The organism is Streptomyces sp. NP-1717 (assembly GCF_022695985.1).
GTDB lineage: Bacteria > Actinomycetota > Actinomycetes > Streptomycetales > Streptomycetaceae > Streptomyces.
Genome location: NZ_JAAPBF010000235.1, coordinates 1 through 11,297 on the forward strand (window position 1 = coordinate 1; position 11,297 = coordinate 11,297).

The following is an 11,297-nucleotide window of genomic DNA, read 5'->3' on the forward strand; positions in this document are numbered from 1 at the left end:
GGCGCCGGCCGGGGTGAGCCGCACCTGGCGGCGCGAGCGGTCGAACAGCTCCACGCCCAACTCCCGCTCCAGTTCGCGGATGCGCTGGCTCAGCGGCGGCTGCGCCATGCCGAGGCGTTCGGCCGCCCGGCCGAAGTGCAGTTCCTCGCCCACCACGGTGAAGTGACGCAGCTGTCGCAACAGGTCCACGCTGCGACGATATCGGGCTCGATATGAGTCGCCGCCGGTCAGGGTCTTGGACCGGGCCGCCGCGGGCGTGCTGTGATCCCGTCCTGTTCGCCACACCGGCCGCTCCCTCCGGGGGAGCCGGCCGTACGACGAAGGGCACTTTCGCGCGATGAACAAGGGCAAGACCGAGAGCAAGCGATCCAACTTCATGACACGGCGGGGGCTGCTGGGCGCCTCGGCGGCGGTCGGCGCCGGCGTGGCCGCGACGGCCGTGGGCACCGCGAGCGCGGGCCCCTCCGGCCGCCCGTCCGCACGCCCGTCCGCCGACCGGTCCGCGCCGGGCGATCTGCGCCTGCGCTGGCTCGGCAACAACGGCTGGGAGATCCGTATCGGCGCCGGTGACTCCGCCGCCACCGTACTGATCGACCCCTGGCTCACCCGCTTCTGGACCGGCACCTACTCGGAGGCGGGCGCGGCCCCGCAGACGCCGATCGAGGTCGACGCCGCGGTGATCGACGGTTACGGGCTGCGCGCCGACCAGATCCTGGTCACGCACGGGCACTACGACCACATGACCGACGTCCCGCACCTCGCGAAGACCACCGGCGCCACGGTCTTCGGTACCGAGAGCCATGTGAACACCATGCGCGCGATGGGCGCCCCGGAGAAGCAGCTGTCGGTGGTGTCGGGCGGCGAGCGCCTTCAGTACAAGGGCTACTCCGTGCAGGTCATACGGTCGCTGCACTCCATGGGCGGCGAGCACCCCCGCGTCGCGTTCGCCGGCACCCGGCCGGGGCAGGTGCCCAAGGCCCCGGAGACGATCGCGGACCTGGTCGAGGGCGGCAGCCTGTCGTACCTGATCAGTGTCAACGGCTTCGACATCGTCAACTTCGGGTCGTCCAACTTCAGCGAGCACGACCTCGAAGGGATACGCGCGGATCTCGTCATGATCCAGCCGGGCGGGGCCAACGTGCCCGGCTACGTACCGCGGTTGCTCGAACTGCTGGGACACCCGGCCTATGTCGTACCGACGCACTGGGACGACTTCGACGAGCCCCTGGACGAGCCCGCGGTGGACTGGGGCGGGCTCGACGCGCTGCGCGACGCGGTGCGCAGGGCGAGCCCGAAGAGCCGGTTCGTGAAGCTGGACCACCTGGAGACGCTGAGTCTCTGACGGCGCGCGGTCATGTCCGGGGGCCGGTTGTCAGACCCCCGCGTTAGATTCCCGGCATGACTCGATTCGTACTGGTGGCAGGCGCGTGGCTCGGCTCGTGGGCGTGGGACGAGGTGGTGCCCGACCTGCGCGCCGCCGGGCACGAGGCGTACGCGCTGACGCTGTCCGGCCTGGCCGAGCGGCGGGACGAGGAGCGGGACGGGCCCATCGGGCTGGAGACCCACGTCCGGGACATCGTCGACGCGATCGAGGGCCAGGACCTGCGTGACGTCGTCCTGGTCGGCCACAGCTACTCGGGCATCCCGGCCGGCCAGGCCGCCGCGCGCATCGGCGACCGGCTCTCCCGCGTGGTGTTCGTCGACTCGAACGTGCCGACGGACGGCGAGTCGTTCGTCTCCGGCTGGCCGGACGGCCGGGCGGCGGTGGAGGCGTCGATCGCCGGGAGCGGCGGCTTCTGGCCGCCTCTCACGGCGGACGACTGCGAGGGCCAGGGCCTGACGGACGAGCAGACCACCCGCCTCGTCTCCGGCGCCACGCCGCACCCGGGCGCGACCCTGACCGACCCGGCGACGCTGGAGCGACCACTCGCCGGTCTCCCGGCGACGTACATCAAGTGCCTTCTGGACTGGCCCGAGTTGAGCCCCGACGTCGCCGAGCTGTTGAAGAGCGAGCACTGGCGGCTGGTGGAGATGAACACGGGTCACTGGCCGATGTTCTCCCAGCCCCACGAACTGGCCCGGATCCTGCTCGGCCTCTGACACCGGAGCCCTTCGCACGGCCGGAATGTCAGTCCGCTGAAGTACTCTTCCCGCCACCGCACACCGACTCGGAGGACCAAGAGCCTTGACTGGCCTGTCTGCTTTCCCGCTGCCTTTTCACGCTTCTCGTTCCATATCGTTCGCGACACCCCGGACGCTGCGGGAACTTCAGATGATGCGGTGCAGCTCGCACATCCGGTCCAAGCCGGAGTGGTTCGACAAGATGAACGATGCCGAGATCGCAGCCAGATGGGCGCGGGAAGCGGTCGCCCAGGGCCTCACCGAGGCGCAGGTCCGTTACGTCCTCGCCGAACTTCCGTACTACGCCGGGCTGCGGGACGCGCGGACCGGCGTCGAGGTCTCCGCCGTCGACGGGGTGTGGCAGTCGGACGCACTGGTCGACGACGAGCTCAGGTCCCGGCTGCGCGAGGCGGTCCGGGTACTGGAAGAGGTCCCCGAAGCGGCGCGGGACTGGCATCCCGGGTCCGGCGGCCAGGTCCTGGATCTGGTTCACCCCTCACTGTTCTGCCTGGTGAGAGAGGTGTCGGGTGAGCACGAGCGGGCTTGGCGGAATCCGACGGACCGTTACTCGAAGTACGAGTTCTCCGAGAAGTTCCAGTGGCTGCCCACGGACGTCGACGTCAGTGAGGACGGCGGCGTCGCCTTCCGTTCGTATGTGAACAACGTCCACCCCGAGACCCATCGCGAACTGGCCTCCGTCCTGCCGGACCTCTTCGCGCGCATGCGCCCGCTGCTGGAGAACGTGCTCACCGATCTGCGCCATCCACGGCCCCTGCGGATCGAGGCCGATCCCTACGGGTGGTACGACTCGAAGCCCGAGTATCCGGACAAAGCCTCCTTCAGCGACGACGCGGCCTACCAGGACGCCGTCAGCGCCTGGGGAACGGCCACGGACGACTGGTGGGAGAACCGCAGTCCGGTCATTCCGGACGCCCCGGCCTTCACCGCGCCCGAGCTGCCCGGCGACTTCGCCCGTGTCGACCTGCGCGGCCACGGTCTCCAGGTCATCGTCAAGCTCGCCACCATTCATCTCACCCCGGAGAAGCCCGAGTACGCCGGCGGCTCCTGGCATGTCGAGGGGATGATGAACGAGCGGATCGTCTCGACCGGCATCTACTACTGGGACAGCGAGAACATCACCGAGAGCACGCTGAGCTTCCGCGCGGCGCTCGACGACCCGGACTACGAACAGAACGACGACAACGGTCTGCGGGACGTCTACGGCCTGGAGGACGAAGACGCGCTGAACCAGTTGCTGGGATCGGCACCGACCCCGGCGGGCCGCTGCCTGGCGTTCCCGAACGTCCTGCAGCACCGCGTCGGTTCATTCCGTCTCGCGGACCCCACCCGCCCGGGACACCGCAAAATTCTCGCGTTCTTCCTGGTCGACCCGTCGGAGAAGATCGTCTCGACCTCCGACGTACCACCGCAGCAACCGTGGTCCGACACCTCGACCATGACGCTGGAACAGGCCAAGGAGTACCGCGAACAACTCATGCGGGAACGCAAGTTCTTCGTCGACGAGCACAACGAGCAGCTCTACGAGCGGGAATTCTCCCTCTGCGAGCACTGAACCGCGGCGGCGGCGGGTGGAGCAGCCGCACGCCGCCACGGCCGGGTCAGCTGTTGCCGGCCGTCCGGGCGTCGGACTCCACCCGGTCCCGGTAGCTCTCCCACCAGGCCCGGTCGCCCGGAGGCATGTTGTCGTTGCCCTTCCGCATCCCGACCGCCCCGTCGACGAGTTCGCGCACGATGTCGGCGTGGCCCGCGTGCCGGGTGGTGTCGGAGATCACGTGCACGAGGACGCGGTGCAGTGTCACCTCGCTCCGGTCCTCGGGCCACCACGCGACATGACCCGTCGCGTCGAGCGGCAGAGCGGTGACCGTGGCCTCCGTGTGCTCCCACACCCGCCGGTACAGCCCGACGATCTCCTCGCGCGACTCGTCCGCCGGAGCCCACATGTCCGCGTTGTCCTCGGCGTCCTCCGCGTACCACGAAGGCACCTGGGCCGCGTCGAAGAACGGCCGCCCGAACATCTCGCCGAAGTAGCCGATCTCCACCCCGGCGACATGCTTGACCAGGCCCAGCAGATTGGTCCCGGTGGGCGTCAGGGGACGGCGGACGTCGTACTCGGACAGGCCGTCGAGCTTCCACAGCAGGGCGTCACGCGCGGACTGGAGATACCGGAGGAGGTCTGCCTTCAACGGGTCTGCCCGCAAGTTCGATTCGATCATGCGGGGCAGTCTCCCACCCGGCACCGACAACGGGCCTCGGCCCCAAGGAAGCTGGTCCGGGTGGGAGGGCAGATGGTTCCGCCGGGCGGATCAGACCAGGTGGTCGAACTCGCCGGCCTTCACCCCGAGGAGGAAGGCGCGCAGCTTGTCCCTGTCGGTGGTGACGGCGGTGTCCGGCGCGTCGCTCTCACGGAGCAGGATCCGACCGTCCACGTGGGCCACTTCGACGCACTGGATCTCGCCGTCGGATCCCGAGAACGAGGACTTCTGCCAGGTGAGGGGGCTGGTCATGAGGGTGGCTCTCCTTCTGTGAGTGTTGTGGTGCGCCGGGTGCGTTCAGCGCGGTAGGAGGGGGAGTCGGCGCGTCTGCGGGGTGTGGAACGCGTAGTACGGGTGGACCGTCCACTCCAGCCGTGCGCGGTGGCGGCTGAGCGAGAACCCGCACGGCTCGCCCCGGTGCGGGGCGGCGACGGCTCCGACGCAGCCGCCGCCCTCGGCCGAACTGAGGGCGCGTTCGCGCTCTTCGGGTGGGAGCGTGGCGACGAGGGCGCGGACGGACAGCCGGATCTGGCGGATTGCCTCGGCGGGGGTGCGGGCGCGGTGGCGCTCGATAATGTCGATCTCCGAGCCCGCAGCGGTGAGCGAACGGTACGTGATGTGCTCGTACCGGTAGCGGATTTCGGTGTCCGGGCATGGCGAAGCTGCGGGCTGGTGCACGGGTGGGGTCTGCCGCCGACGTGGCGCGGTCACTCCCTGCGAATACATCCCCTCGTGGACGACGCCCGGCTCTGCGCCGGCAATCCCCGGGTTCTGCCCGCGCCGGACGAGGCGGGGCCCGGCGCCGTACGGGAGAACGGCCGGGGGCTCCGAGTCGTCGAGAGCGGGAGCGACACACGCCGGACCCGGCGCCACGACTGCGGCGCCGGGCCCGGCCTGGTCAGTGTTACGCCGCGTCGATACGCGACACGCTGCCGCCGATGGAGAGCACGTACAGCTCGCCGTCGCCGTCCTGCGCGAAGGAGATGACCTCGCCGTTCGTGACGCCGAGGTCGCTCTGGCCCGTCACCTTGCCGTTCTTGAGCTTCAGCGTGCGGACCGTGCCGTCGCAGTAGTCGCTGTACAGGTACTGGCCCTTGAGGGCCGGGATCGCGTCGCCGCGGTAGACGTAGCCGCCCGTGATCGAGCAGCCCAGTCCGGTGCGGTCGTACTCGAAGACCGGGGGCACGTGGTTCGCGGGCTCCGTGCCGCCGCGGAAGGGGTGGGTGCCCTCCATGGAGGACCAGCCGTAGTTCTCGCCGCCCCTGCTCCGCGCCGGGGCCCAGTCGACCTCTTCCCAGTCGCTCTGGCCGACGTCGGCGATGAGCATGTCGCCCGTGCCGGAGTCGAAGGAGAAGCGCCAGGGGTTGCGGAGCCCGTACGCCCAGATCTCGTCCCTGGCGGTGGGGTCGTTCACGAACGGGTTGCTCTTCGGGATCGTGTAGGGCTTGCCGGTGTGCCTGCCGCCGGCCGGGTCGATCCGCAGGATCTTGCCGAGCAGGGTGTCGAGGTTCTGGCCGTAGCCGTGCGGGTCGCCGCCCGCGCCGCCGTCGCCCAGTGCGATGTAGAGGTAGCCGTCGGGGCCGAACTTGATGTCGCCGCCGTTGTGGTTCTCGTACGGCTGCGTCTGGGTGAGGACCGTGCGCCGGGTCTGCGGCTGGAGCTTGCCGTTCCGCAGGGCGATCTCGTCGATGGTGCTGGTGCCTTCGAGGTCCGTGTACGAGATGTAGAAGTGCGCGAGCCTCTTGTCGAACGCGATGCCCAGCAGGCCGCGTTCGCCGTCGGTGGTGGTCTCGGCGGAGATGTCGAGAACGGGCCTGCTGAGCCCGTCGTCCGTCAGAACCCTTACGGTGCCCGCGCGTTCGGCTATCCAGACCGTGCCACGCGGCCCGGCGGCGCCGGCGATGGGGTTCTGCGCCTTGGCCACTTCCGTGAGCTTCACATCGGCCGCCGGACGCGGGCCGCGTGGCTCGTCGGCGGAGGCCGTGGTCAGCGCGAGGGAGGCGAGGAGGGAGATGGTGCCGATGATCGCCGAGCTTCTGGTGCGAAATTTCACCGTGACTCCTAGAGCGGCGAATGGGGGACTCGACTGCCGGGGCAGTGTCGGGTGGGCGTCGCCCGTGCCGGCACGCGACCCGGGTGAAGGGTGTGTGCCGCCGGCCACCGATGAGAATACAGAGACGGACGTGGTTGGCCTAGACCAATAGGGATCCTTGTGTCTCGTCCGCCGCCACGCGCGCACTCCGGTGTTCGGCGTCCGTTCCCTGTGGGTCGAACGACCGGCACACTCGGCGGCCGGGCCGGGCTACCCTGCCCGTCGTACGGGGCCGCGGTACCGGCCGTGCGCGGGTCGGCCTCCGGCGTACGCTCGCGGGCGCACCGTCGAGCGATGGCGAACCCGAGGAGAAGACACCGTCCGTGCATGATGACGACGACCCCGCCTGGGGGCCGCTTCCCGTCCGTCCGGCCGCCGTGCTCTGGCTGCTGCTTCTCCCACTGACCCTGCTGTTCCTGCCGCTGTGGTGGGTGGTGTGGATCATCCTCGCCGTCTGTTTCTACTCGGTGGCGGCGGTGGTCCAGCTGATCGTCTACGTGGTGCCCCGTGCCGAGAACGGTGCGATACGGGTGCTGGACGCCACGCTGGGCCGGGTTCCGTTCCTCCCGCTCTGGTGCGTGGTCCCGGTGGCGCTCGTGCGGGAGGGCGACACGGCGTACTACCGGGCGCGCGTGGACCGCCGCATCGAGAAGCAGACCCGGCGAGTGGAAACCGCCTCCGATTACCTCCGTGAGCACCACCGCGACCTGGAACTCGGAGCGCACTACTTCCGGGGCGCCGGCGCCGGTTACGTCCTGCGCGTCGCCTCGGAGCGGGGCTGGAACCTCCATCCGGTGCTGCGCTCGCACCCCCGGCGCCGGCTCAGGCTGCGCCACAACGGCCGGCCACGGCCGGACTTCGCGAACTGACGGTCCCGGCGGTCTTCGTCAGGGGCGGACGCCCCATCCGATCGACCAACGGCGCTTTCAAGGAGACGACACTGAGAAGAAGCGCCCTGCGGTGGCCGGTACTGATCCTCGCGTTCGTGCTGGGCCTGCCCTCGCTGACCGGCTGCGCCATCGACAAGGGCTCGGCACTCGCCGCGGATTTCGAAGAGAACTGGGCCGGTACGCCGGACGTGGTGAAAATCCGCACCACCAAGGACAACACGCTGCCCTTCATGGGGAAGTCGACCGGCACCCTGATCGTCGAGGACGGCACGTCGGCCGACCGCGTGACCGAGCTGGTGGGCGAGTTGAGGAAGTACGTCGCCCGTCACGACAAGATCACCGGCCGGATCGCGGCGGACGGCATCACCTTCACCGTTGTCGCGGACGAGGGCCGCACCGGAGAGGTCCTGGCGCTGTGGCGGTCACTGACGGCCGACGACCGGGTGACGGACGCCGACATCAATGACGCGCCCTGGAAAGAAGCAACCGACCGCTGGCGGATCGAGGTCACCGCGGTCGATGCCACCGGCGCGCTGGCGGTGTTCAAGGACATGTACGCCAAGGGCGACCGGCACCGGCCGCTCTCCGGCGTGATGGTCCTCACGGTCAGAGGGGGGCTCTTCGTGGAGACCGCCTTCAACGACGTCTACCCCACCGAGGCGATCGCCGCGTACGAGGCGGTGCTCGCCCGGTACCCGGTCGTCAGCGCGACTCTGCGACGCGATGCCGTGTCCGGATCGGCGGTGAGCATCGTCGTGGCGGAGGGCGCGGATCAAGACCATGCCGGCGAACTCGCCAGGAGGGCGGCGCCGAACCTCGGTGCCGCCGTCGAGGTCACCGGCCCGGCGAGCGATCCCGACCGGCTGTGACCGACGGATCAAGGTCCGCGGCCGCAGGGCTTGTGGGGCGAACGACCGTCACACTCGGCGACCGGGCCGGGCTAATGTCCCCGTCGTACGGCGGGGACACCGAATTCGGCTGCGAAATCCGCCCGAATATTCGGAAAGCAGTCCTGGATCTCTGCCTCATACTGCAAACGGGGATACGAAATGCGACACACGAGGCGTGACAAGAGGATTGCGACCGCGGCGGCGCTGGGCGCGCTGACGGTGCTTCTGGCCACCGGATGCTCCTTCAGCATCGGCGACGCGGAGAAGAAGAGTGAGCCGACGGCCGGCGAGAGCGCAGCCGCCGTCGAGGAGCAGCCGACGGCCGAGGAACCTACGGCCGAGGAGCAGCCGGGCGGTGACGATCCCGCGGAGCCCGAGAACACGGGCGTCAGCGAGGAGGGGGCCGTCCACAAGGCGAGGGTCGCGCAGACGATCTCCGACAAGCTCGCCGCGGACACCGGCAAGCGCCCCGACAGGCTCACCTGCCCCGAGCACCTCCCGGCCCGGGTCGGCGCCACGATCACCTGCGAGCTCACCGCCGGCAGCGACACCCTCGATGTCACAGTCACCGCCGTCTCGGTCAACGGCAAGCAGGTCAATTACAACTTCAAGGTCAACGACAGCGTGGAGTGAACGCAGGACCCCGGCCCGGCGGACCGCCCCCGCACCCCACCCTCCGCTCCGACTACCCTGGGACGTCGATCCATCCGTCCCGTAGCAGGAGTGAAATGGCCGTCAATCTGGTCAATGTCGAGGCAGTCACCAAGGTGTACGGCACCCGGGCGCTGCTCGACGGGGTCTCCCTCGGGGTGTCCGAAGGGGACCGGATCGGGGTCGTCGGGCGCAACGGGGACGGGAAGACCACCCTCATCCGGATGCTCGCCAAGCTGGAGGAGGCCGACACCGGGCGGGTCACGCACAACGGCGGGCTCAGGCTCGGCGTCCTCACACAGCACGATTCTCTCGACCCCGCCGCCACCGTCCGGCACGAGGTGATCGGCGATCTCGCCGACCACGAGTGGGCCGGGAACGCCAAGATCCGCGACGTCCTCACCGGGCTGTTCGGCGGGCTCGACATGGCCGGGTTCCCGCAGGGGCTCGACACCGTCATCGGGCCGCTGTCCGGTGGTGAGCGGCGCCGGATCGCGCTCGCGAAGCTGCTCATCGCCGAGCAGGACGTGATCATCCTCGACGAGCCCACCAACCACCTCGACGTCGAGGGCATCTCCTGGCTCGCCGGGCATCTGCGCGCGCGCCGCTCCGCGCTCGTCGTCGTGACCCACGACCGGTGGTTCCTCGACCAGGTCTGCACGCGGATGTGGGACGTGCAGCGCGGCGCGGTGCACGAGTACGAGGGCGGCTACTCCGACTACGTCTTCGCCCGCGCCGAGCGCGAACGCATCGCCGCCACCGAGGAGTCCAAGCGGCAGAACCTGGTGCGCAAGGAGCTGGCGTGGCTGCGGCGCGGCCCGCCGGCCCGTACCTCCAAGCCGCGCTACCGCATCGAGGCCGCCAACGAGCTGATCGCGGACGTGCCGCCGCCCCGCGACAACTCGGCGCTGATGAAGTTCGCCAACGCCCGCCTCGGCAAGACGGTCTTCGACCTGGAGGACGTGACCGTCCAGGCCGGGCCCAAGGTGCTGCTCAGGCATCTGACCTGGCAGCTCGGCCCCGGTGACCGGATCGGCCTCGTCGGCGTCAACGGGGCGGGCAAGACCTCCCTGCTGCGCGCGCTCGCGGAGGCGGCCCGTACGCAGGGCGACGTCCAGCCCGAGGCCGGGAAGGTGATCGTCGGCCGGACCGTGAAGCTGGCGTATCTCTCGCAGGAGGTCGGCGAACTCAAGCCCACCTTGCGGGTGCTGGAAGCTGTTCAGCAGGTGCGTGACCGCGTCGACCTGGGCAAGGGGCGGGAGATGACCGCCGGGCAGCTCTGCGAGCAGTTCGGCTTCGGCAAGGACAAGCAGTGGACGCCCGTCGGCGATCTCTCCGGCGGCGAGCGGCGCAGGCTCCAGATCCTGCGGCTGCTGATGGACGAGCCCAACGTGCTGTTCCTCGACGAGCCGACGAACGACCTCGACATCGAGACGCTCACCCAGCTCGAAGACCTCCTCGACGGCTGGCCGGGCTCGATGGTCGTCATCAGCCACGACCGGTTCTTCATCGAGCGGACGACGGACAAGGTGTACGCGCTCCTCGGCGACGCCAGCCTGCGCCATCTGCCGCGCGGTATCGACGAGTACCTGGAGCGGCGGCGCCGGGTCGTGGAGTCGGCGCCCGCACCGGCACGCGCCGGCGGGGCACCGGCCACGCCGGCGGCCCCCGCCGCGTCGGCGAAGGACAACCGCGCCGCGAAGAAGGAACTCCAGCGGATCGAGCGGCAGCTCGACAAGATGTCCACGCGCGAGACCGCCCTTCACGGACAGATCGCCGAAAGCGCCACGGACTTCGACAAGGTGGCGAAACTCGACAGTGAGCTCCGTGAACTCGTCGCGCAGCGCGACGAGTTGGAGATGCGCTGGATGGAGCTCGCCGAGGACGCGTAGAGGTCCGGCACAGACCTCGTAACAACCGCATCACGGGCCGGTCCTCCCTTGGGAACAGGGGAGGACCGGCCCGTTCCGTACAAGGGTGCGAGTGATACAAAGAAGGCCCGCTCGACTGACGTGACACTGCGGATTCCCAAGCCCGAATCGCTCCGTTCCGATGGCACCTGCCGACATTCGCCGGCCGGTCTTCCCGCCACCGGGACAGCGGGGGAGACCGACCGGACCAAGGACCGTACGACAAGGGGGAAGCGCTGATGACCCAGCCGCCCAACCAGCCACCGCCGCCGGGCCAGCAGCCGGACCAACAGCCGGGATACGGCTACCCGCAGGGGCCGCCGCAGGCACAGCCCGGGTACGGCTACCCGCAGACGCCGCCCGTCCCCGGCCAGCCGCCCGGCCAGCCCGGCCCGTACAACCAGCCCGGCCCGTACGGCTCGCAGACGGGCCAGCCCGGTCCCTACAACCAGCCGGGCCCCTACAACCAG

Annotated in this window: 12 protein-coding genes and 1 pseudogene; 8 read left to right on the top strand and 5 right to left on the bottom strand. The window is 69.8% G+C overall.

Annotated elements, in window-relative coordinates; genetic code table 11:
* The coding region (locus GXP76_RS30265; protein ID WP_242574810.1) for a LysR family transcriptional regulator at nt 1–189 on the bottom strand (189 nt) is incomplete at its 3' end.
* A 148-nt stretch (nt 190–337) separates the two neighbouring features.
* Between GXP76_RS30265 and GXP76_RS30270 the strand changes: the two genes are divergently transcribed.
* The 3 genes from GXP76_RS30270 to GXP76_RS30280 all read left to right on the top strand — a co-directional run bounded on the left by GXP76_RS30270 (nt 338) and on the right by GXP76_RS30280 (nt 3,694).
* Nucleotides 338–1,342 carry an MBL fold metallo-hydrolase gene (locus tag GXP76_RS30270; protein WP_242574811.1) on the top strand — a complete coding sequence of 335 codons (1,005 nt, stop codon included), beginning with the start codon at nt 338–340 and terminating at the stop codon, nt 1,340–1,342.
* Nucleotides 1,343–1,398: 56 nt separating this feature from the next.
* On the top strand, nt 1,399–2,100 hold the full coding sequence (locus tag GXP76_RS30275) for an alpha/beta fold hydrolase (RefSeq protein WP_242574812.1): 702 nt from the start codon (nt 1,399–1,401) through the stop codon (nt 2,098–2,100).
* 85 nt (nt 2,101–2,185) lie between these two features.
* Nucleotides 2,186–3,694 carry a DUF4246 domain-containing protein gene (locus GXP76_RS30280; RefSeq protein ID WP_242574813.1) on the top strand — a complete coding sequence of 503 codons (1,509 nt, stop codon included), beginning with the start codon at nt 2,186–2,188 and terminating at the stop codon, nt 3,692–3,694.
* Nucleotides 3,695–3,740: 46 nt separating this feature from the next.
* Here GXP76_RS30280 and GXP76_RS30285 read toward each other — a convergent pair whose 3' ends face one another.
* The 4 genes from GXP76_RS30285 to GXP76_RS30300 form a co-directional block, all read right to left on the bottom strand.
* Complete coding sequence (locus GXP76_RS30285; RefSeq protein ID WP_242574814.1) at nt 3,741–4,355, bottom strand: DinB family protein; 615 nt, start codon at nt 4,353–4,355, stop codon at nt 3,741–3,743.
* A 90-nt stretch (nt 4,356–4,445) separates the two neighbouring features.
* On the bottom strand, nt 4,446–4,646 hold the full coding sequence (locus tag GXP76_RS30290; RefSeq protein ID WP_242574815.1) for a DUF397 domain-containing protein: 201 nt from the start codon (nt 4,644–4,646) through the stop codon (nt 4,446–4,448).
* A 45-nt stretch (nt 4,647–4,691) separates the two neighbouring features.
* Nucleotides 4,692–5,072 carry a hypothetical protein gene (locus GXP76_RS30295; RefSeq protein WP_242574816.1) on the bottom strand — a complete coding sequence of 127 codons (381 nt, stop codon included), beginning with the start codon at nt 5,070–5,072 and terminating at the stop codon, nt 4,692–4,694.
* A 226-nt stretch (nt 5,073–5,298) separates the two neighbouring features.
* Nucleotides 5,299–6,447: a sorbosone dehydrogenase family protein gene (locus GXP76_RS30300; RefSeq protein WP_242574817.1), complete on the bottom strand. Its 1,149-nt coding sequence runs from the start codon at nt 6,445–6,447 to the stop codon at nt 5,299–5,301.
* A 362-nt stretch (nt 6,448–6,809) separates the two neighbouring features.
* Between GXP76_RS30300 and GXP76_RS30305 the strand changes: the two genes are divergently transcribed.
* From GXP76_RS30305 to GXP76_RS30325, 5 genes and pseudogenes are all read left to right on the top strand, one after another.
* Nucleotides 6,810–7,355, top strand: a complete 546-nt coding sequence (locus GXP76_RS30305) for a hypothetical protein (protein WP_242574818.1) — start codon at nt 6,810–6,812, stop codon at nt 7,353–7,355.
* A 116-nt stretch (nt 7,356–7,471) separates the two neighbouring features.
* Entirely contained in the window at nt 7,472–8,245 is a 774-nt protein-coding gene (locus tag GXP76_RS30310) for a hypothetical protein (protein ID WP_242574819.1), read from the top strand.
* Between the two features lie 180 nt (nt 8,246–8,425).
* Nucleotides 8,426–8,899, top strand: coding sequence for a DUF4333 domain-containing protein (locus tag GXP76_RS30315; protein WP_242574820.1), 474 nt, complete (start codon nt 8,426–8,428; stop codon nt 8,897–8,899).
* A 95-nt stretch (nt 8,900–8,994) separates the two neighbouring features.
* The gene (locus GXP76_RS30320) at nt 8,995–10,809 is read left to right on the top strand and encodes an ABC-F family ATP-binding cassette domain-containing protein (protein WP_242574821.1); all 1,815 of its coding nucleotides are present in this window, start codon (nt 8,995–8,997) and stop codon (nt 10,807–10,809) included.
* A 257-nt stretch (nt 10,810–11,066) separates the two neighbouring features.
* Nucleotides 11,067–11,297: pseudogene (locus GXP76_RS30325) on the top strand (hypothetical protein); the annotation flags it as partial.